Below are 21,397 nucleotides of genomic sequence, written 5' to 3'. Positions count from 1 at the left end.
CTAGGCGACGGGGACGAACACCGCGCTCTTGGCCTTGCCGGCGGCCAGCGCCGCCATCTCCTCGGCCGTGCCGTAGTACATGCAGTGCGCCGGGCAGTGGTGCACGCAGGCGGCGTCCTTGCCCTCGGCGATCCTTCCCGCGCACATGTCGCAAAGCGACGTGGGCATGGGCAGGAAGTTGTACTCCCAGCGCCCGTCGGGAAGCTCCCTGGGGCCGTCCTGCAGGACGTGGATGCCGTACTGGCCCTCGCCGACCTCGAGGTGCTTCTTGCAGGCGACCTCGCAGGCGTGGCAGCCGGTGCAGAACTCGTAGTCGATCATCAATGCGTTAGCGCTCATAAGTTTTCCCCACCTTCACGTCACCGTTGGACTCGTCGATGTCCTTCGAGTAGCCGTCCTCCATCGTCACGTGGTAGCTCGGCATGACCTTGCTGTTCTCCTCGGTGCACTTGTAGACCTTGCAAAGCTGGTTGGCATACGGGGCACCGAATCCCGTGTCGCCGTTCTCGCACTGCGGCGTCAGGTTGTTGATGTTGGAGTCGAACACGCCAAACAGGTTGGGCTCGGCGCCCTCGGTCTCGGGGAACCACCAGCCGTGCTCGGCGCGGACCACACGCTCGTCGAGCGACGGGTTGAAACGCAGCTTCTGGCGGCAGCGGCCACGCTGGTTTTCGAGCCAGCACCAATCGCCTTCCTCGATTCCGAGATTCTTCGCGGCCTTGGGGTTCATCTCGAACATGGGATTCGGATGCATCTCACGCGATGTCGTACCGGCCTGGCGATGCTCGGAGTGGAAGAACTCATAGGAGCGGGCGCCTGTCGTGAGCACGAACGGGTACTTCTCGTAGAGCTCGGGGGATTCGTACGGCGAGCAGCTGGGCTCCTTGAACTCAGGCAACGCGTCGTAACCCCACAGCATCATGTTGGTGTTGTAGAGCTCGATGCGCCCAGTCGGGGTGTTGAAACCGGGGCCGCCATCGAAGCGCAGAAGGCCCTTCTCGTACTTGCGGTACTCGAAGTCCGGATAGGACCAAACCTGCTTCTTGCCCTCTTCGAGCGTCTTGTACGGAAGCTTGTCATCGGTCTCGTACTGGAGGATGTGATCAATCCACTCGACACCATCTTTCCAGGGGAAGTTCTCCGGATGCAGACGCTTGCCGACCATCAGAGCCAGCTCATCATCGCCCACGCATTCCTCGTGCTGCGTGACCTTGACCATGGTGCGATGAGGCACCCACCAGCAACGCTGGGAATTGCGCTCGGGGCTCATGGCCGCAGGCAAGACGAGATCGGCGAATGCGACCGCGGTGGGCGTCATGAACAAGTCGTTCACGACAACGAAATCGACGCTACGCAGAGCACGATACAGACGCGGAGCATCGGCACCCATGTTGGCGATGGGATTGGTGGAGGTCATCCACACCATGCGAATGGGATACGGATCGGCGGTCTCGATTGTCTTGAGAACGGAGTCCGCATGGGCCGAGGAGCTATAGCCAGCGCGGCTCATGAGCGGGAACTCGGAACCGAGGCGCTTGGCCTGGACCTCGGGGGTGAGGTCACGATAGCTATAACCGTAGGACAGGTTCTGCTGGTAGGCGTTGCGGATGATGATGTTGCCGCCAGGGATGTCGACGTTGCCCGTAATGGACCACAGGGCGTTGATGGCGTTTGCGGTCGCGGTGGCGTTCGTGGTCTGATCGACCTTGAGGCCCCACTGGATGGTGGCGGGCTTTGCCTGCGCATATAGGCGGGCAGCAGCAACGATTTTCTCGGGTTCGACCCAGCAAACCTCGGCGGCCTTTTCGGGTGTCCACTCCTCGCAACGCTCAACGAGCTCATCAAAACCGTAGCACCACTTCTCGACGAAGTCGTGATCGTAGAGGTTCTCCTTGGCGATGACGTGGATCATGGCCATGGCCAGGGCGGCATCGGTACCGGGACGCACGCGGAGCCAAACCTCGGAACGCGCCGCGAGCCAGGTGAGAGCCGGATCGACGGTGATCATCTTGGCACCGCGCTGCATGCAGTCGACGATCCAATGGCCGAAGAAGTTATCCGAGTTGGAAACGACAGCATTGCAGCCCCAGTTCACGATGACCTCGGGGCAACGCCACTCGGTGTTCTCCTCGTCATAGCGGCTCTCGAACTGCTGAGACATGTCGGCAATAAAGAAATCGCCGTTCATGGACGCCATGGAGGCAGAACGCGGGCAGAAGCAAGAGTCACCGGCAAGGTAGCCCATCGAGAAGTTGGGCGAGCCGAATGCCGAATAGGTCATGTACGGAATGTGATCGTTGTTATTGCGACCGGTGCCGACATGAGCGACGATGGCCTCGGGGCCATAGTCTTTCCAGATGGCACGAACCTTCTCCTCGATGATATCGAGGGCCTCGTCCCAGCTGATCTCTTCCCACTTGTTCTCGCCGCGCTCGCCGACACGCTTCATCGGATGGCCGAGGCGCGTGGGGTTGTTGACGTACTCGGGCATCTCGAGGCAGCGCATGCACAGCGTGCCTTGGTTGAAGGGATTGTCGGGATCGCCCTCGACCTTTACCAGCTTTCCGTTCTTGTCGGTGTAGTAGAGAACGCCGCAGCCGTCATGGCAGCCGGGGCCCGACCAGGTAGTGGTGCGGGTCACGGTGTATTCGCCATCCTGCCACTGCCACTCGCCCTTATGGCTCTCGTAGTAGTTTTCCGACATCGTCACTCCTCTCACTCTCGTGCAAACTAACAACTCCGACACTGCAGAATGCGCGATTCGCGACATGCCTCTTGGGTGGCATGTCATGCTCGATCGCCAAGTCCCTGCGACTCCTACGGCACATGCGTGCACAAGGTGGTGGTTTGTGTCACATGGACGCACGATTGACGACGCATTCAGCTGTCAAACAGATGGAGTATATGAAGGGGGAATTGCATATTAAAAATGATGATTTACGTGGCGGTCATTCGCCCGTCGCATCGCCATATGCCGCAGAAGAATGAAAAGCGGGAACAGGCCCTCATCGCCGCTGGTGGGAAGATGGGGACAGACCCCTGATTCTCTGATTCTGATCTCCGATTTTCAAAAAAACGGACCCCCAGACCTGATGAAGTCTGGGGGTCCACTTGGCAATTCGCTAGCTTATAAAAGCCGCTTATGTCGGGCTGTGTTCGAACGAGTTCTCTAGACCTCGGTATTTGCTTTCGCCTCAGCCTCAATCTCATAGTTCTCGCCGTATTTCTCCATCTTGGTGAAGGCAGCAATGATGCAGTAGATGACGCCAAGCACGACAATTGCAATGGAGCACGGCATGACGCAATCGACGGGATTCTGGCTCCCTACGAGACCCAGGACAAAGACGCCAACCGGCGTGCCGATGAAGCAGCCAATCTGATGGAAAGCCGTGTTCCAGCCCATCGCGCGCGTTGCAGCACCGATCGGAGTGAGGTTGGTGATCATATCCGCTGTGGCCGGAATGACGATTGCAAAGCCCCAGTGACCGGCAAGGAAGCCGATGAGATAAGGAATCATCTGGAAATCAGCCGAGAAGGCGGCGGCAACGCAGTAGAGGATGCCGAGCACAAGGACGGAAACCGGAAGCGTCCACTTGCCGATGGCTTTATACACGGGACCAAGGGTGAAGCCGGACACCGCGCCAACGAGCGTCATGACGGAAAGCGTGATGCCCGCAACAGCGGAATCGGGAACGATGAAGGAGCAATACAGAATCGTCGGCATCGCGAAGCCGGTCGTGAGCGTGAGCATGATCATGTAGACAAACGCGAGTGCGGGGATATGGGCCTTGCCTGCGGTCGTGCCATGAGCGGCGGCGCGTTCCGCAGCCTGCTGGGCGTCAGTCTCAGGCTCCTTCAGGAAAAGAAGAACGAAGATGAAGGGGATGATGCCGATGGCATAAACCCAGAAGCACATCTGCCAACCGACAAGTGCCAGATAACCTCCGAAAAGCTCCATCAGAGCCGAGCCGATATTCACGAAAGCCCAGCCGATACCGAGCCATTTTGCGCGCTGGTGCTCATCGTCAACGCTCTTGAAGACGAGAGCTTGTGCAAGCGGATAGCACCAGCCAACCGCAACGCCAAAAATGAAGCGCGATACAAGCAGGCCGGTGAAGCCCATCGAATCTCCCATGAAAACGGGAAGAAGACCCGAAATCAAGTACAGAACGATCGCGACGAGGATGGACGTGCGGTACTTGATGTACCTACCCGAAACAATTCCTGTGATGGCGCCCGCCGGAATCATTCCAAGGGCAACGATTGAGACCACGCAGGCGATGTTTGCGCCGGCCTCCGGAAATGCAGCACCCATCGTAGCAATGCCAGCGTTAATACCACCCTGCGAAGCGCCGAGCGCATAAATCGCCATGATAGGCACCATCAGCTTGCCAATATGCTGATTGACCTTGTTAGCAGTTGCAGCCGTCATAGTTCACCTCTCCCTAGATTGTGAATAGCACCGTGGGTGGCACTATTCGATTCTCCTCAATCCAAACCACCGAGCTAGGTATAACAACATGGCGATGCATACTAAAAATGCGATGTTTCAATAACGAAAGCTGGGGTATGCCGAAAGTGCAAGAGAATTGATAGGCGATGCCATAATTGGAATTGAATATATGCACTTTTGCTATTTCGTTTATAGTCTCATTCTGACCTATCATCTCTTTCGTTCTCCATGATTCTGTTTGGACGATTCAGGGGCGTCCTACACCGAATCGCAATTGAATACCACGTCAGACTGTTGCTACCGGGGGGTAAGGCATGGACACGGATATTCTTCAGGAGTTCGCCGAGTTGGCAAAGCGGCTGAATTTCACGGAAACGGCTCGCATGCTCAACATGTCACAACCCACTTTGAGCAAACATATCAGCTCGTTCGAGCGCGAGCTTCATATCGAGCTTTTCGACAGATCGGGCAGTGCCCTTCGCCTCACGAGAGCCGGCACTGAGCTGTTGCCCTATGCGTACAAGATTATAGAAAGCCAAAAAGGCTTCTATGCCATGGTCAAAAGCTTGCGAGCGACTCCACCACCCCAACTAAGAGTGGGCGGTTTCGTTGAAGAGGAGTTAGTCTCGCAAACACTAAGCAACATGCTCGTGGCCATGAGCGAAAGACATGGACGCAATTTCCTCGAAGTGCGACCGGCAAAGCACAGGCTCCCGTCTGAGCTCCTTCGAGAAGATGATGTCGATATCGTATTTGATTATGCCTATGAAATCAGCAGCATGGATGACATGCTCGATTCGGTCCCCATAGGGACGCTCTCGTGGGTTGCCGTCGTTAGCAAAGATCACAGGCTTGCGGGTCAGGAAACGATATCTCTTGATGATTTGAAAAATGAGACTTTCATCAAGATTGAAGGATCCCATATTTCCGAAGCATGGCGTTTTATCGAAGAACGCTGTAGGGCCCACGGTTTTGCCCCAAAAATCAGACGCTGCTACTCGATGCGCCTCACCGACCTTATCACCGTGGCAGCAGGCCTCACCGATGAGGTGCTCATCCTCGGAGAGAACTTCATCAAGCGAGTCGGCATTGGCATCCTTCCGTTCTGTCAGCAAATCCCCATATCCGATGCTGATGCAACGTTCCCGGTTGCCGTCTTCTTCTCGAAGAATAGCCGCAACCCTCTCGTTCCCGAAGCTATCGAGATTATTGGCAAGGATACCCTTGCCGAGAGTTCGTGATTGGAAAGGGAGAAGCGATGCCCTGCTATCAATGCAGCAGATGCAACAAGTGCGGAATGCTTTCGACGCGCATGGAGCTCACGTGCTCAGCTTGTGGTGAGCCGATTCGACCGGGCGTCAGCAACTGCCCAACATGCGGCGCGTCGTATGCCAGCAACATGCATCGCGGCAAGATGGGGCGTATCGACGAGACGACTGGCGAGGTACGAGAGTTCAATCCCTTGCTGCAAGACTAGGAAACCCAGCACTCAAACACAAGGAGGGGAGGCACGCCTTGCAGTGTGCCTCCCCTCTCATTGAACCTATGATGCGTGGTGTCGCTGACGCCTATTTCTCGGCAGCCTTGCGCTTCTCCCACTCCTCGAGGGCAATGTTGACAATCTCCTTGTTAGCGCAGACAGTCCACGTGGGCTCACCCACAACATCCTGCTGAACCGCCATGCCGTCAACGCCAAGAAGAACCTCAGGATCGCCATCCTCCTGGATGACTTTGACCTTGGCCTTCATGCTGCCCGGACTAAAGACGTAGGTATCGATACCCGTGCTGGCATCATACTCGTGAGATTCGACAGTAAGCATAATCCTCTCCTCCGTTGCGTGCGTGACCAACAGCGCGAGTATAGATGGAATGCCAGGCATACATAAAATGCCATTTCAGGGGGTATTTCATTCCCAACGGGAATAGGGCTTGGCAGACGATCCGGCATTTCAAATGCGGGAGGACTCAATGTGTGCGCGTGAATGAAATGTTTGGGTCCGAGCGCCCAGGGGGGGGGTAGGGCGCTCGGATAATGAGGGAAAGGAATATGGATCCGAGGAGGGTTTGGGGGGCATATCCAATTGCTTGGGATCCGTCTTCCGATTCATATGGTATTCAACCGGGACGGAAAAGGTGAAATTGCAATATCGCAGCGTGTAAATACGAGATGGGAATATGAGGTCTTCCATCTTCCCATACGCGAATGCCCGCCCGCTGCGCGTTTTTGGCGCTTCTCTAGGATTTGCGGGGGCCGGGTGCGCGTATCTGCCTCCTCTCTAGGATTTGCCACGCCGCCTGCCTAGACTCCCGCCGTTTTTGCGCGCGGAACATCACCCGACCCTAGAGGTGAGCGCTTTTTGCGCGCGGGCGCCACGGGGACGACCCTGAGGGCCTGTCCCCGCCATTCCCGTGGGGGTCTGTCCCCTTTTTGCTGAGCGGAATTTCTCGACTCCGGCGCTTCGCGCCTGCGCTCGAAATGACAACTAGGGGTCTGTCCCCTTTTTGTCAGAGTTCTACCGCCGCATCGAAGGCGCTCATGTTCGCCGAGAAGATGTTGCCCGTCTTGCGCGCATCGCCCACGACCGTGACCTGCGGCATCATTTCCACGAACTGTTGCACGATCTCTTTGTTCGGACGTAAGCCGCATGCCATGACAACCGTGTCGGCGGGAATCTCGAAATCCTCGCCACCACGTGTATACACGACGGACCCCTCGCGAATCTCCTTCACCATGGCCTCGTCAACGAGCTGCACGCCGTAACGATCGCGCAGCTCGATGAGACCGCTGCGTAGCTCGTTCATGACCTCGCGCCAGAGCTTGTCCTCGGGCAGCGCATCGATGGCCGTGACCTCATGGCCTTCGTAGGCGAGCTGGATACCGCATTCGAGCGCGGAAAAGCCGCCACCCACGATCACGACGCGCTTGCCGATGGGCGCCAGACCCAGGTCGGCCTCGGTCACCGTGATGACATTGTCTCCGTTGGCGCCGGGGATGGGCGGGCAGATGTGCTCGCCGCCAATGGCGACGATGACCTCGTCAGGATTCTCCGCCATGACGAGCTCCGGCGTCGCTTCCACACCCAGCCGGATGTCCGCGCCGCTCTCGAGCGTTGCACGCTTGTCCCAGGCGAGATAGCGCTTGTGGTACGGCTCCTTGCAGAAGAGGACCGACGCTTCCTTGAGACGGCCTCCCAACTCTTCATCGCGCTCGAATAGTACGACGTCATGGCCGCGTTTGACGGCGGTTTGCGTCGCCATCATGCCAGCCGGACCACCACCGATGACGACCACTTTCTTTTTGGTAAGTGCCGGCCGTATCTCGCGATAGTAAAGCTCGCGGCCAAGCTGCGGATTGACCGAGCAGCGCACGCCACCGCCCACGGCAGGCCGCGAGGCGCACTCGATGCAGCGCAGGCACGGGCGGATAGTGTCCTCCTCGCCACGATACGCCTTGTTCACCAAGTCCATATCGGCAAGGATATTGCGCGCGAAGGCGACGATGTCGGCCTTGCCCTCGGCAAGAATCTGCTCGGCGGTCTCGATGTTGGGGATGTTACCGACGCAGGTGACCGGAATATCGAGCTGCTCGTGGACGATGGCCGTGCGCGGGATGTTGAGGCACAGCTCCTGCGGATAACCCGGCATCATGTACTTGACGTAGACCGGGTCGAAAATCCAGCCGCCCGAGAGATTCGCATCATCGATATAGGGCTCGGCCGCCTTGAGGAAGGTGATGACATCCTCGAGCGTGGTGCCGCCTTCGACGTATTCGTTCTGACTGATGCGGAAGTCGATGGCCATGTTCTCGCCCACGGCCTCACGCACAGCCTTCACGAGCTTGAGCGGGAAGCGCATGCGGTTCTCGAAGGATCCGCCGTACTCGTCGGTACGCTGATTGGTGAGCGGCGAGAAGAACGCACTCACGAAGTTGCCATGCGCGCCGTGGATGAGCACCATGTCGAAACCCGCGTCGCGCAGACGCACGGCCGCCTTGCAGAAGAGGTCGATGACCTCGTCCATCTGCTCCTCGGTAACTTCCTCGAACAGCTCGGGGTCCATGTCGGGCGTGAGCCACGGCACCCATGCCTTGCGTCCGGCGAGCGCGTTGGGTTGCGCGATGCGCCCCGCATGCAGGATCTCGCACGAAATCGCTGCGCCATAGCGATGTGCTTCCTCGACGAGGCGATGCAGGCCGGGAATGTCTTCGTCCTTGCAAACGGAAAGGCTTCCGAAGAAATCGCGTGCACGGCCTTGGTCGACGGGCGATGCGCCGATTGTGACCATGCCGACGCCACTGCGAGCCTGGGCGCCGAGAAACTGCACGAGCGCCTCGGTAACCTGACCATCGACAACACCCGCATGACCTGAGACGACCGGCGAGAAAACCAGGCGATTCTTCAGCTCGAAATTGCGAATCTTAATCGGCGTGAAGATGTGAGGGAAATTGTTGAAACTCGGCATATATGTACTCCTCGATTTTACGACGATGACGCGATGGGGACAGACCCTTGCAACTCACACGCGCGGCGGGAAGCGGGCGGCGTAAACAGGGGTCCGTAAACAGGGGTCTGTCCCCTTGTTGCCACGCATGACAAACAGGGGTCTGTCCCCTTATCGCCACCTGCGGTGATGCGGGAGGGTCTGTCCCCTTATTGCCATTAGAACGTCAGGCCGACGCACATGGTACCGCCATCATGATTGGCGACAACGCCCGTGATCTGCGCCGCAGCCGGCGATGACAGGAAGACCGCCAACGCACCAATCTCGAGCGGTTCGCCAAAGCGATGCATCGGCATCGTCACGTCGATGAACTCCGTAATCGACGGCGGAAGGCCTGCATCGAGATCGGAATGCGTGGGACCGGGCGCAATCGAGTTGACGCGGATACCGTAGTCGCCCATGACGATCGCCAGGTGACGCGTGAGGTGATCGAGGGCGGCCTTCGAGGCATTGTACGAAGGCATGGGATGAGAGCGCGGGTCGCCGATGGCCTGGCCGCCAATCGACGAGATGTTGATGATCTCGCCGCCACGGCCCTCGTCCATCATCCACTGTCCGAAGACCTGGATCATGGCGGCGACGCCATCGAGATTGACGTTCATGACGCGCTTGAACTCCTCGAGACGCGCGTCGTCGAAGACGCCGTGCTTGCCATCAATGCCCGCGTTGTTGACGAGCGTATCGATGTGGTCGAACTCGCTAGCGACGACCTCTTTGGCCCTCAGCACGGAATCGAAATCCCCCACATCGCACTTTACGGCGATGGCGCGCGATCCGAGCAAGCGCAGCTGCTCGGCGGCCTCGTTACCAGACGCCTCATTCCGGCACAGAATCGCGACGTTGGCGCCGCACTCGGCAAACGCCTGCGCGATACCGCGGCCCAGGCCGCGATTGCCGCCAGTAATAACGACATTCTGGCCAGCGACGGAAAACGCGTTCTTCATGCTGGTGATAGGTTCAATGATGATCTTGTCCATGATCGTTCCTCTCCGGGGTCTGTCCCCTTATCGCCAAGATTTCTCGACTTCGCTGCGCTGCGCTCGAAATGACAATGGAGGGTCTGTCCCCTTATTGCCATCTGCGATGATGCAGGAGGGTCTGTCCCCCGCTTGCCACACCTGACAAACGGGGGTCTGTCCCCTTATTGCCACCTGCGCGTTTACACCTCGAGCGCTGCGTCAAAGCCGCTGTGGTTCGCCTTTTTGATGGTGCCAATATCCGCACAGTCACCCACAACGTACGTCTCGGGGATGAGCTCGCGGAACTGGTCGGGCGCGACGGGGCGTATACCCATGGCGTTGACCACGTAATCAGCGGGAATGACCTCGCGACGCCAATTCCTGTCCTGCACGTGCACGCCATCATCGTCGATGGCCTCGACGTTGCGCTCATCGAGAATGCGGACCTTGTACTCCTCAAGCAGCGCCATCAACATGCCGCGCGTGATGTGAATCATGCCAGCGGCAAACCTGTCGAGCGGAACACGATCGACGAGCGTGACCTCGCAGCCCTCCATGGCAAGCGCCAGCGCGGACTCGCAGCCGCTCGCGCCACCACCGCAGACGACGACTTTGCCGCTCACCTTCTTGCGTCCGGAATCGACATCGCGCACGCCATACACGTTGTCGCGGTCGAGACCAGGAACGGGCGGGTTGACCGGCACGGAGCCCAGCGCGACGATGAGCGCATCGGGCTTCTCGGCCATGATGAGCTCGGGGGTCGCCTCGGTGTTGAGACGCACGTCAGCACCACATTCCATCGTCTGCTTGACGTCCCACTCCGTATATTTCAGCAAATCGCTCTTGAACGGTAGCTTGTTGATGTCGTTGAGCGCACCGCCCAGCGATGCGGACTTCTCGAACAGCACGACCTCGTGACCGCGTCTGATCGCGGTTTGCGCCGCCATCATGCCAGCCGGACCGCCGCCGATGATGACGACCTTCTTGCTCTTGGCCGCCGGCACAATCTCCCAGTAACGATAACCGCGCCCAAGCTGCGGGTTAATGGCACACGACATGTGGTTGCCGCCGCCCGCCGCACACGAATGGCAACGCAGGCAGGGGCGCACCGTCTCGGGCTCGCCGCGATACGACTTCTTGAGAATCTCGGTGTCGGCCAGCAGGGCACGCGCGATGTAGCACGCATCGGCAGCCCCACTCGCAATGATGTCCTCGGCCTCGTCGATATTGGTGATGCAGCCGACGACGGAGACGGGAATGGTGATTTCCTTGCATTCCTTGACCTTGCGCGACAGCTCCCTATTGAGGCAATGCGGCTGGTAGTAGGGCGGCATCGTGAAGAGCTGCGCACGCCAATCGACGATGAGGCCGGCCGAGATGTTGACCATGTCGAGGTATTCCTGCGCGAGCTTGAGGAATTCGATGACTTCTTCGACCTCCATGCCGCCATCGACCATCTCGTCGCCGCTGATGCGCATGTCAAGGATGAAGTCGTCACCGACGGCTTCGCGTACGGCCTTGAGCAGCATCAACGGGAAACGGCAACGGTTCTCGAAACTGCCGCCGAAGTTGTCGTTTCGGTGATTGGTGAGCGGCGAAAGAAACGCCGCAATCAGGTTGCCATGTGCGGCGTGAATGTTTACGCCGTCGAACTGGGCCTTCTTGAGGCGCACCGCGCAATCGACATAGTCCGCGATGATGTTCTCCATGTCGCGGAACTCCATCTCCTTGAGATACGGGTACTGCCCCGGAATGGGCAGCGGCGTGGGCGCAAGTCCGTACTCGCTCTGGATGAGTTCGGGGTGCACGCCGCGACCGGCGTGAACGAGCTCGACGGAGATTTTGGCCCCGTGGCGATGCGCGACCTCGGACAGCAGTACCAGACCATTGATGCGCGTATCCTCGGTAACGTTCAGCTCGGCGGGATAATCGGGGGCAGTGTCCCAGTTGACCGGCGTCGCCCCCAACGTAATGAGCGCCGCACCCGTCTTGGCCTGCTCCTCGACAAAGTCAATGTAACCTTGCGTCGGCTCGCCATTTGCGGTCGTGTAATCAGAAACCATGGGCGAAAAGATAATGCGGTTCTTGAGCACCTGCCTACCTACCCTGAGCGGCGTAAACACGTACTCGTAATCGTTAAAAGACGCCATATCCATCCCTTCGGTTGCTCTCCTATAAAATCCCTCGCGCTGATAGGGGTCTGTCCCCTTGTTGCCGTAGCTCCTTTTGTCATTTCGACCGGAGGCGCGAAGCGCCGGAGTGGAGAAATCTTCCCCGTCGCTGCTAGCGGAGCGTAAACCGAGATTTCTCGACTACGCTCACTTCGTTCGCTTCGCTCGAAATGACAACGCCGGGGGTCTGTCCCCTTGTTGCCACCTGCGGCGATGCAATGGGGCCGGGTACAAGACCCGGCCCCACGCACGATGCTATTTGCAGATATACGGTCCAGGGACGAACATGACCTGATTGGGTTTCTTGTCCATCTCCTTCACCAACTCGTCGATTGGGCCGAACTTCATGACAGCCGCAAGGCAGTGATGCACGCAACTCGGGAGCTTGCCCTTCTGCACGCGCTCGGCACACAGGTCGCACAGCGTCGTGGGCGTGGGAATCTTGTTCCAGTTCATGGTCTTCGCATCGACCTCCCAGGGGCCCTCGTCAAGGACGCGAATACCCCAGGTGCCAGCCTCGAACCCATGCTCCTTCTGGCACGCGACCTCGCAGGACTGGCAGCCCGTGCAGAACTCGTAGTCAATCAGCAGTCCGTTTCTCATGGTTTCCCCTCCTATTTGTTCAGCTTCTCGACTTTGCAGAGCAGGCACTTGAACGGCGCGCCAAAACCGAGCTTGCCCACGAACTTATGCGGTACGAGCTCGTTGATATTGCAGCGCCACACGCCGAACAGATGCGGCTCCTCTCTGTCCTCTTCGGGGAACCACCAACCATGCTGAGCATGCACGACGCCTTCCTTCACGATGGGCGTGACCTTGGCCTTGAGCTCACATTTGCCGAACTCGTTCTCGACGTTGACCCACTCGCCATCGATGATGCCGAGCTTCTCCGCATCCTTGGGATTGATCTCGAGCAGCGGATCGGGATTGATCTCGCGCAGCAGCGGAATCTGCTTTCCCTCGGAATGGAAGTACGCGTAGGTGCGGGCGCCGGTCGTGAGCACGAAGGGATACTCCTCCATGAGCTCGGGCGTCGACACCGGAGAGCGCTGCGGCTCCTCGTAGTATGGCAGCGGATCCTCGTTGAACTGCTTGTACATGGTCGAGTAGAGCTCGACGCGACCGGTCGGCGTGTTGAAGCCGGGCTTGCCGTCGGGACGCAGCTTGCCCGTCTCGTACTTCTTGTAGCTCACGTTGCGCTGGACGACGACCTTCTCGCGCAGTTCCTCGTAGCTCATGCCGAGGTTACCGAGGCGGAACTCGGCACGGAAATCTTCGAAATCCTTGAATCGCTCGTAGGTGCCGGGGTTGAGGCGGCAGCCAAGCTCGTACTGGATCTCAAGGTCACCCTTGGTCTCGCCAACCTTGACGGCGTCGACGACGGCACCGAGCATGTTGGGCGATGCGCCGTAGTGCGTGCCGACCATGGACTGGCGCTCGGCGTAGGTCGCGAGCGGCAGGATGACGTCGGCACAGCACTGGACGGTCGGGGTGATCCAGCAATCGGCCGCGAAGACGAAGTCGAGCTTGACCATGGCGTCATGCCAGCGCTTGGGCTGGGCGGCGCAGGTGCCGGCAAGCAGGTTGGTCGACGCGATGAAGCCGCCGTGGATCTCGTAGGGCTCGCCCGTCTCCATGGCCTCGAGCGTGAGGTCGGCGTGCGAGTTGAGAACCATGCCGACATATGCGGGATACTCGTACAGGCCGATGATCTTGTTCTGCAGCTCCGGACCGAGCTCCTTCCAACCGAAGCCGAGGTCGCCGAGCGAGTCGCTCACATCACCGAGCAGCTGGCCACCGGGAATGTCGAGATTGCCGGTGATGGCCTCGAGTGCGATGATCGTGTGACCTGACTGAGTGCCGTTGGCCTTCTGGTCGGTGGCAAGTCCCCACAGGATTGCGGCATTGTCGGCGCAGGCGTACATGCGGGTTGCACCGTAGATGTCGTCAACGTCGAGGTCGCAGATCTCGGCCGCCTTCTCGGGAGTCATGGTCTTCACGCGCTCGGCGAGCTGCTCGAAGCCGTAGCAGTATTTGTCGACGAAGTCGTGATCGTAGAGGTCCTCGGAGATGATGATGTTGAGCATCGCCATGCCAAGAGCCGTGTCGGTACCAGGGCGCAGCTGCAGGTGATAGACCGCACGCGTGGAGAGCCAATTGGAGCGCGGATCGATCGAGATGAGCTTGCTGCCGCGCTTCATGACGTCGATGACGGCGTGGCCGAAGAAACCGTCGCCGTTGGAGGGAAGCGGCTCCTTGCCCCAAGTGATCGTGACCTCGGGAATCTTGTACATCGGATCGTCATAGCGTCCGGGCAAGCCGCCGGCGTAGTCCATCTCGGGGTAGGTCACGCCAGCAACATAGGTGCCAGCGGCAACGCGCGGGATGTAGCAGGCGTAACCGGACTGCGTGTAGCAGGCATTGGGCGTACCGATCATGGCCGCGCCGTAAGGGCCGCACATTGGGCCGCCCTCGCGACCGGTGCCACCGAAGACGACGATGGACTCGGGGCCGTACTTCTCCTTGAGACCCTGGATGTTCTCCTCGATGATGTCGTAGGCCTCGTCCCAGGTGATGCGCTCCCACTTGTCCTTGCCGCGATCCTCCTTGGCGCGTTTCATCGGGTAGATGACGCGGTCCGGATGATAGGTGAAGTCGGTGAGGGTCAGGCAGCGCATGCAGAGGCGCCCCTGTGTGATGGGCTGGTTCTCGTCGCCCTCGACCTTTTCGAGGATGCCGTCCTTGTTCACGTAGAGCTTAACGCCGCATCCAACCGGATGGCAGCCCGGCGCCGACCAGGCGCAGGCGCGCGTGACGGTATAGCCGTCCTCCTCGTAACGCCAGGGCTTGCCCAGGTCGTTTTTGAAGTCTTCGATACCGCTATCGATTTTTGCTGTCGTGGTCACGTTTCCTTCCCTTCCTCTCTGTTTCTTTGACATGTAGGGGTCGACATGTAGGGGTCTGTCCCCTTCTTCCCACCTGCGATGGCAGAGGGTCTGTCCCCCTGTTGCCATGCCCGGCACTTGGGGGTCTGTCCCCTTATTGCCACCAGGTGAGATGCTTTCCTCGTAATTCCCCCTCCCTATTCCGGCACGACAAGCTGGCTATAGCGATTCCAGATAGCCTGCATGTCGGTGTCGTAGCTTTCCTCGATAGGCTCGACCTTGCAGATCAGGCACTTATACGGCGCACCGAATCCCAGCTCCCCCACGTAAAAGTGCGGCATGAGCAGATTGATGTTGGAGCGCCAAACGTCGTAGAGATGCGGCTCCTCGCCATCCTCCTCGGGGAACCAGAAGCCGTGCTGCGCCATGACGAGACCCGGATACACCGTCTGAGTGACCTTGGCCTTGAGCACGCACGAGCCAAAGGGGTTGCTCACGCGTACCCACTGGCCGTCCGCGATTCCAAGCTTGAGCGCATCCTCGGGATTGATCTCGATGAGCGGATCGGGGTTGATCTCACGCAGGTACGGAATCTGCTTGCCCTCGGAATGGAAGTAGCAATACGTGCGCGCGCCCGTCGTGAGCACGAAGGGATACTCCTCCATCTTCTCCGGCGTGGAGACCGGCGAAAGCTGCGGCTCCTCGTAGAAGGGCAGCGGATCGACCCCAAACTGCCTGAACATCGTCGAATAGAGCTCGACGCGCCCGGTCGGCGTGTTGAAGCCGGGCATGCCGTCGGGGCGCAGCTTGCCCGTCTCGTATTTGCGATAGGAGAGCGTCTCGGTCTTCTGGTGCACGACCTCCTCGCGCAGCTCCTCGAAAGTCGTCTTGCCATTGAGGCGGTAATACTCGAGGAACTCGTAGAAGTTCTTGAAGCGCCCGAAGTTGACGGGCATGCAGCGACGACCTATCTCGTACATGATCTCGGCATCGCCCTTGCCCTCGCCCACCGTGATGGACTTGTTGATGGCGCCCATCGTGATGGGAGATGCGCCGTAATGGCTGTAGACCACGCTATCGTGCTCGACGGTCGAGGATAGCGGGAGGAACAGCTCGCAGGTCGCCTGGATCGTCGGCGTGAGCCACACGTCGATGCCGAAGCACCATTCGAGATTCTGGTACGCATCGTGCCAGCGCTGGGGCTGGGCGCAATCCGTGCCAGCCAGGCCGTTGCAATCCTCGAAGCCCGCCATCTTGAACTGGTAGGGCTCGCCCGTCTCGAGCGTGTCGAGCACCATGTCGCAGTGCGCGTTGAGGACGAAGCTCACCATCGCCGGATAGCGTTTGAGGCCCAGAATCTTGCCCTGGAGCTCGGGGCCGAGCTCGTTCCAGCCGAAGCCGAGCTCGAGGCCGTCATTGACGTCGCCGACGAGCTGGCCGCCGGGCACGTCGATATTTCCGGTGATGGCCTCGAGGGCGAGTATGCAATGGCCCGCCTGCATGCCGTTGGACTTCATGTCGATGGCAAGGCCCCAGGCGATCTGCGCGGGCTTGGCCGCGGCGTAGACGCGGGCGGCCTCGGCGATGAGGCCAGCATCGACGCCGGTTATTTCCGCCGCCTTCTCGACCGGCATCTCCTTGACGCGCTCGGCGAGCTGCTCGAAGCCGTAGCACCACTTCTCGACGAAGTCGTGGTCGTAGAGGTCCTCGGAGATGATGACGTTGAGCATCGCCATGCCGAGGGCGGCGTCGGTGCCGGGGCGCAGGCGCAGGTGCCAATCCGCTCTCGTCGAGACCCAGTTGACGCGCGGATCGATGCTCATGAGCTTGGAGCCGCGGCGCATCATGTCGATGGCGGCGTGGCCGAAGAGGCCGTCGCCATTAGTGGGCAGCGGATCCTTGCCCCAGAACACGATGAGCTCCGGCAGCGTGAAGGCCGGGTCGTCGTAGCGGCCGGGCAGGCCACCGGCGTAGTCCATCTCGGGATATGCCACGCCAGTGACGTAGGTCGTGCCCGCGACGCGCGGAATGTAACACGAGTATCCGCTCAAGGGCTGCGAGGCGTTCGGCGTGCCGAGTGCAGCTTGAGCATACGCGGGAAGCATGGGGCCACCCTCGCGGCCAGTGCCGCCTTGCATGAGGATGGACTCAGCCCCGTAGTTTTCCTTGTAGTAAGCGACCTTCTCGGCAATCGTGTCGAAGGCCTCGTCCCAGGTGATGCGCTCCCACTTGTTCTTGCCGCGGTCCTCGCGGGCGCGCTTCATGGGATACAGGACGCGGTCTGGGTTGTAGACGTAATCGCGCATCGTCAGGCAGCGGACGCAGAGACGACCGCCCGTAACCGGATGGTTCTCATCGCCTTCGATGCGCACGAGCTCGCCGTTTGAGTTCACGTAGGTCTTGATTCCGCAGCCGACGGGGTGACATCCCGGAGGAGACCACGCGCAACCGCGGGTGACGGTGAGGCCGTCTTCTTCGAAGCGCCACGGCTTGCCAAGATCGGCCGTGCCCTGACCTTTAAATAGTTTCATGAGGTGATCCCTCCTCGAAAGGGTCTGTCCCCTTGTTGCCAACGGCGTCGTTCGACAACGAAGGGTCTGTCCCCTTGTTGCCAGCGGCGTCGGGACGCAGGCTGTTGGCACTCGCCATCATGCCGCCTGTCGGCACGAAGGCCTGATCACCGCAGCTGTCGCAAATGCCGGTCGCCGCATCGATAGTGCCGCCGCATTTCAGACAGGGAATACTTGGCGGGGGTGTGTACAGCGGGCTGCTGGGATCAAACTTTCCGCAGCGCCCGCAGTTCGTGCATGGATAGCACATCGCATCCGCTCCCTATTGAAGGTCGACAAGCTCGACCCAGTACTCGAGCGTCTTGCCCGCGTAGGGATGATTCATGTCAATCTTCACCGTATCCTCGGTCGCGTCCACCACCATGGCGGGACGTTTGGCCAGTCCATCGGCGCTCTCCCACATGATCATCGTGTCTTTCTTGATTTCGTATCCATGCGGAATGATTGAGCGGGGATACCACTTGATTTGCTTGGGGTCGGCATCTCCATAGCCTTCTTCGGGAGGGATGATGAGAGTGGCGCTCTCGCCGACCTCCATCGTGCGAAGGGCGTCATCGATGCCCTTGACCACGCGGCCCGCACCAATGCGCACGGCAAGCGGCTCATCCAGGTGCTTGTCGACGTGGCGCTCGCCGAGGATGCCCCCCTCATAGCGAATATAGGCAACCTTGCCGACTCGGTTCTCTTCCATATGCTCCCCTTCCAGACAATCGAGGGTCTGTCCCCTTCTTCCCGAAGCCGAGGGTCTGTCCCCTTATTGCCAAAACCAGACAAAAGCGCCCCGGCGACTCTTGTCTTCCCAGCAGCCCCCAAGGGGGCGACCCGATGATTCGGGCGCCCCCTCGAAACCGTAAACTGGGACAAATGACCTGTCCATTTGTCCCAGTCCGTTGCGATTCGGATCGTCGTCTAGACGGCGTCCTCCTCGTACTCGCCAACCTTGGCGTCTGCGCGGTGGGCACCGAAGGTCGAAGCGCCGGTACCGGTGACCTCCATGGCCGCTGCCTTGTGCGCATCGGTCGCGTTCTCCTGATGGACGAACTCGCCCTTGGCCTCGCGCGGCATGAACTGCGGGACGATGAGCATCTGCTTGGGCTTTTCCTCAAGCTTCTTCGACAGCTCCTCAACCGTGCCGTAATAGAGGATGTTGGCGAGGCAGTGATGCACGCAGATGGGCTCACGGCCACGCTCGGTGCGATCCTTGCACAGGTCGCACAGATCCGTCGGCAGGGGGAAGTAATTGAAGTTGATGTTGTCATCATCGATGTACCACGGGCCATCGGCATGAACGGCAATGCCCGTCTTGCCTACCGGGTAGCCATGCTCTTCCTTGCAGGAGACCTGGCACGAACCGCAATTCGTGCAGTACTCGTAATCGATAAGAAGTCCGTAGGTTGCCATATTTACACCAGCTTTCCGAATTTTTCCCAGATGAGATTCATGTCGGTGTCATACGACTCGCTCACGGGCTCGACATTACAGATCAGGCACTTGTTGGGAGCGCCGAATCCCAGCTTGCCCATGCGGCCGTTGGGGCACAGGTTGTTGATCTGCGAGCGGAAGGTGCCGTAGAGGTTCGGCTCGCTGCCTTCCTCCTCGGGGAACCACCAGCCGTGCTGTCCATGCACGGTCTTCTCGTCCACGGCCTCGGAAACCTTGGCCTTCATGAGAGCCTCGCCAAACATGTTCCAGACGCGCACCCACTGGCCATCGGCGATGCCCTTCTCCTGCGCCGTCTTGGGATTGATCTCGAGCAGCGGGTCGGGATTGAGCTCGCGCGTGTAGGGAATCTGGCGGTTCTCGGAGTGGAAGAACGCCGTGGTGCGCGCGCCGGTCGTGAGGATGAGAGGATACTCGTCCTTGAGCTCCGGCTTGCTGACCGGGCTGAACTCCGGCTCGATGTAGTACGGCAGCGGATCCTCGCCAAACTGGTTGTACGCGGTCGACCACAGCTCGACGCGACCGGTCGGAGTGGCAAAGCCAACCTGGCCGTCCTGGCGCAGCAGGCCCTTCTCGTACTTGTAGTACTCGATGGGCACCTGGGCGACGACGCACTTGGAAACCTCGTCGAAGGTCTCGCCATGGTTCTCGACACCCAGACGGAAGGCCTCGACAAGCTCGTGCTCGTTGGCCCACTTGGAGAAGCGCTCCGGATGCAGGTACTTGCCCAGACGATAGGCGAGTTCCATGTCGGAGGGCAGGCCACCGCAGTCGACGGCCTTGTGCATGAAGCCGGCGGTAACCGTGCAGGGCGCATAGTGCGTGAAGACGGTACCCTCGCGCTCGGCGATGGTGGCGATGGGCAGGAAGATGTCGCAAGTCGCCTGGATGGAGGCGTTCATGAACAGGTCGATGCCGATGCAGAACTCGAGGGACTTGCACAGGGCGTCATGCCAGCGCTTGGGCTCCATCGAGGTGTTCGACAGCGGGTTGGAAGCCATGTAGAAGCCCATGCGGATGGGATACGGCTTGTCGGTCTCGAGTGCCTCGAGCATGAGGTCGACCTGCGAGTTGAGAATCATGTTGCAGTACGCGGGGTACTGGTCCATGCCGATCATCTTCTGGAAGAGCTCGTCGGGGATGCATTCCTTGTAGCCGAAGCCGAGCTCGTTGTGGCCGGCATCGGCACCGGGGACGAGCTGGCCGCCCGGGCGGTCGAAGTTGCCGGTGATGGCCTGCAGCGCGATGATGCACTGGCTGTTCTGCATACCGTCGGTCTTCTGGTCGACGGCGAGGCCCCACATGATAGCGGCCGGCTTGGCCTTCGCGTACATGCGCGCGGCTGCGTAGATCTTCTCGACGGGAACCTGGCAGATCTCGGCGGCCTTTTCGGGAGGCATCGTGGCGACGCGCTCGGCGAGCTGCTCGAAGCCGTAGCACCAGTACTCGACGAACTCGTGATCGTAGAGGTCTTCCTTGATGATGATGTCGAGCATGGCCATGGCCAGGGCCGTATCCGTGCCGGCGCGCAGCTGGATGAAGATGTCAGCGCGAGCGGACAGCCAGTTGACGCGCGGGTCGATCTGGATGAGGCGGGTACCGCGACGCATGGCATCGACGACCGCATGGCCGAAGAAGCCGTCGGGGTTGGACTCGAGCGGAGCCTTGCCCCACATGACCAGAACCTCGGTCAGGGTGTAGCGCTCGTCATCCCAGCGATCGGGCAGGGCGCCGGCGTAGTCCCACTCGGAATAGGTGGAACCGGTGATGTAGGCCGCCGCCGCAAGACGCGGGGTGTAGCAGGCGTAACCGGACTGCATGTAGCAGTAGTTGGGAGTGCCGAACACCATGGTGGGATACAGCGACATGGTGCCACCCTCGCGGCCGGTACCGGACATGCCGATGATGGACTCGGGACCGTACTGGTCGACGATGCGCTCGTAGTTCTCCTTGATGATGGCGAACGCCTCGTCCCAGGAGCACTCCTCCCAGGCATCCGCGTTGCCACGCTGGGAGCGGTCGCGCTTCATCGGAGTGAGGATACGGGCAGGGCTGTAGACGTAATCCTTCAGCGTGATGCACCTCGGGCACAGACGACCCTGGGTGACGGGATGGTTCTCGTCGCCCTCGACGTGCTCGAGCCTGCCGTCCTCGTTGACGTAGAGCTTGAGGCCGCAGCCTACCGGATGGCATCCCGGAGGCGACCACGGGCAGGTACGAGTCACGGTGTAGTCGCCGTCCTCGTAGCGCCAGGGCTTGCCGATGTCATTGACGTCGGCAAGAGAATCCAGCTTCACTACTGGAGCGGCCTTGTAATCACTTAACTCCATTGCTTCACTCTCCTTCTCCTTCTTAACGGCACGGCCTTTCCTCCTGGCCGCACCGCAATAACCAAAATCGCGTGTGCGATGCGTGCGAT

General features: G+C 59.8%; 16 protein-coding genes. 2 read left to right on the top strand and 14 right to left on the bottom strand.

Going from position 1 to position 21,397, the window contains the following annotated elements; translation table 11 throughout:
- The 3 genes from OIM11_01715 to OIM11_01705 form a co-directional block, all read right to left on the bottom strand.
- Complete coding sequence (locus OIM11_01715) at nucleotides 1-339, bottom strand: 4Fe-4S binding protein (GenBank protein HJI99865.1); 339 nt, start codon at nucleotides 337-339, stop codon at nucleotides 1-3.
- Nucleotides 329-2,704, bottom strand: a complete 2,376-nt coding sequence (locus OIM11_01710; protein HJI99864.1) for a molybdopterin-dependent oxidoreductase — start codon at nucleotides 2,702-2,704, stop codon at nucleotides 329-331. The genes OIM11_01715 and OIM11_01710 overlap by 11 nt, the downstream gene beginning before the upstream one ends.
- Before the next feature lie 465 nt (nucleotides 2,705-3,169).
- Entirely contained in the window at nucleotides 3,170-4,432 is a 1,263-nt protein-coding gene (locus tag OIM11_01705; protein ID HJI99863.1) for an MFS transporter, read from the bottom strand.
- Between the two features lie 335 nt (nucleotides 4,433-4,767).
- Here OIM11_01705 and OIM11_01700 point away from each other — a divergent pair, with 335 nt between their 5' ends.
- Nucleotides 4,768-5,694 carry a LysR family transcriptional regulator gene (locus OIM11_01700; GenBank protein HJI99862.1) on the top strand — a complete coding sequence of 309 codons (927 nt, stop codon included), beginning with the start codon at nucleotides 4,768-4,770 and terminating at the stop codon, nucleotides 5,692-5,694.
- A gap of 17 nt (nucleotides 5,695-5,711) precedes the next feature.
- Entirely contained in the window at nucleotides 5,712-5,930 is a 219-nt protein-coding gene (locus OIM11_01695; protein HJI99861.1) for a hypothetical protein, read from the top strand.
- Between the two features lie 91 nt (nucleotides 5,931-6,021).
- Here OIM11_01695 and OIM11_01690 read toward each other — a convergent pair whose 3' ends face one another.
- From OIM11_01690 to OIM11_01640, 11 genes are all read right to left on the bottom strand, one after another.
- Nucleotides 6,022-6,273, bottom strand: a complete 252-nt coding sequence (locus OIM11_01690) for a hypothetical protein (protein HJI99860.1) — start codon at nucleotides 6,271-6,273, stop codon at nucleotides 6,022-6,024.
- A 685-nt stretch (nucleotides 6,274-6,958) separates the two neighbouring features.
- Nucleotides 6,959-8,914, bottom strand: coding sequence for an FAD-dependent oxidoreductase (locus OIM11_01685; protein ID HJI99859.1), 1,956 nt, complete (start codon nucleotides 8,912-8,914; stop codon nucleotides 6,959-6,961).
- 197 nt (nucleotides 8,915-9,111) lie between these two features.
- The gene (locus OIM11_01680) at nucleotides 9,112-9,930 is read right to left on the bottom strand and encodes an SDR family oxidoreductase (GenBank protein ID HJI99858.1); all 819 of its coding nucleotides are present in this window, start codon (nucleotides 9,928-9,930) and stop codon (nucleotides 9,112-9,114) included.
- A 182-nt stretch (nucleotides 9,931-10,112) separates the two neighbouring features.
- Entirely contained in the window at nucleotides 10,113-12,062 is a 1,950-nt protein-coding gene (locus OIM11_01675) for an FAD-dependent oxidoreductase (protein ID HJI99857.1), read from the bottom strand.
- A 276-nt stretch (nucleotides 12,063-12,338) separates the two neighbouring features.
- A complete protein-coding gene (locus OIM11_01670; protein HJI99856.1) occupies nucleotides 12,339-12,686 on the bottom strand; it encodes a hypothetical protein in 348 nt (115 codons plus the stop codon).
- Nucleotides 12,687-12,697: 11 nt separating this feature from the next.
- On the bottom strand, nucleotides 12,698-14,989 hold the full coding sequence (locus OIM11_01665) for a molybdopterin-dependent oxidoreductase (GenBank protein ID HJI99855.1): 2,292 nt from the start codon (nucleotides 14,987-14,989) through the stop codon (nucleotides 12,698-12,700).
- A gap of 176 nt (nucleotides 14,990-15,165) precedes the next feature.
- Entirely contained in the window at nucleotides 15,166-17,499 is a 2,334-nt protein-coding gene (locus OIM11_01660) for a molybdopterin-dependent oxidoreductase (protein HJI99854.1), read from the bottom strand.
- Entirely contained in the window at nucleotides 17,486-17,788 is a 303-nt protein-coding gene (locus OIM11_01655) for a hypothetical protein (GenBank protein HJI99853.1), read from the bottom strand. The genes OIM11_01660 and OIM11_01655 overlap by 14 nt, the downstream gene beginning before the upstream one ends.
- A 12-nt stretch (nucleotides 17,789-17,800) precedes the next feature.
- Complete coding sequence (locus OIM11_01650; GenBank protein ID HJI99852.1) at nucleotides 17,801-18,229, bottom strand: FKBP-type peptidyl-prolyl cis-trans isomerase; 429 nt, start codon at nucleotides 18,227-18,229, stop codon at nucleotides 17,801-17,803.
- A gap of 218 nt (nucleotides 18,230-18,447) precedes the next feature.
- Nucleotides 18,448-18,939, bottom strand: a complete 492-nt coding sequence (locus OIM11_01645) for a hypothetical protein (protein HJI99851.1) — start codon at nucleotides 18,937-18,939, stop codon at nucleotides 18,448-18,450.
- A gap of 2 nt (nucleotides 18,940-18,941) precedes the next feature.
- Nucleotides 18,942-21,308, bottom strand: a complete 2,367-nt coding sequence (locus OIM11_01640; GenBank protein ID HJI99850.1) for a molybdopterin-dependent oxidoreductase — start codon at nucleotides 21,306-21,308, stop codon at nucleotides 18,942-18,944.
- Between the last annotated feature and the right edge of the window lie 89 nt (nucleotides 21,309-21,397).

Source organism: Coriobacteriaceae bacterium (genome assembly GCA_025992705.1).
Classification (GTDB): Bacteria; Actinomycetota; Coriobacteriia; order Coriobacteriales; family QAMH01; genus QAMH01.
This window is presented reverse-complemented; position numbering and strand designations above follow the sequence as displayed.

What these genes read in the sequence shown, in the direction of transcription:
- OIM11_01715 (HJI99865.1), bottom strand. Translation starts at nt 339, where the DNA reads ATGAGCGCTAACGCATTGATGATCGACTACGAGTTCTGCACCGGCTGC.
- OIM11_01710 (HJI99864.1), bottom strand. Translation starts at nt 2,704, where the DNA reads ATGTCGGAAAACTACTACGAGAGCCATAAGGGCGAGTGGCAGTGGCAG.
- OIM11_01705 (HJI99863.1), bottom strand. Translation starts at nt 4,432, where the DNA reads ATGACGGCTGCAACTGCTAACAAGGTCAATCAGCATATTGGCAAGCTG.
- OIM11_01700 (HJI99862.1), top strand. Translation starts at nt 4,768, where the DNA reads ATGGACACGGATATTCTTCAGGAGTTCGCCGAGTTGGCAAAGCGGCTG.
- OIM11_01695 (HJI99861.1), top strand. Translation starts at nt 5,712, where the DNA reads ATGCCCTGCTATCAATGCAGCAGATGCAACAAGTGCGGAATGCTTTCG.
- OIM11_01690 (HJI99860.1), bottom strand. Translation starts at nt 6,273, where the DNA reads ATGCTTACTGTCGAATCTCACGAGTATGATGCCAGCACGGGTATCGAT.
- OIM11_01685 (HJI99859.1), bottom strand. Translation starts at nt 8,914, where the DNA reads ATGCCGAGTTTCAACAATTTCCCTCACATCTTCACGCCGATTAAGATT.
- OIM11_01680 (HJI99858.1), bottom strand. Translation starts at nt 9,930, where the DNA reads ATGGACAAGATCATCATTGAACCTATCACCAGCATGAAGAACGCGTTT.
- OIM11_01675 (HJI99857.1), bottom strand. Translation starts at nt 12,062, where the DNA reads ATGGCGTCTTTTAACGATTACGAGTACGTGTTTACGCCGCTCAGGGTA.
- OIM11_01670 (HJI99856.1), bottom strand. Translation starts at nt 12,686, where the DNA reads ATGAGAAACGGACTGCTGATTGACTACGAGTTCTGCACGGGCTGCCAG.
- OIM11_01660 (HJI99854.1), bottom strand. Translation starts at nt 17,499, where the DNA reads ATGAAACTATTTAAAGGTCAGGGCACGGCCGATCTTGGCAAGCCGTGG.
- OIM11_01655 (HJI99853.1), bottom strand. Translation starts at nt 17,788, where the DNA reads ATGTGCTATCCATGCACGAACTGCGGGCGCTGCGGAAAGTTTGATCCC.
- OIM11_01650 (HJI99852.1), bottom strand. Translation starts at nt 18,229, where the DNA reads ATGGAAGAGAACCGAGTCGGCAAGGTTGCCTATATTCGCTATGAGGGG.
- OIM11_01645 (HJI99851.1), bottom strand. Translation starts at nt 18,939, where the DNA reads ATGGCAACCTACGGACTTCTTATCGATTACGAGTACTGCACGAATTGC.
- OIM11_01640 (HJI99850.1), bottom strand. Translation starts at nt 21,308, where the DNA reads ATGGAGTTAAGTGATTACAAGGCCGCTCCAGTAGTGAAGCTGGATTCT.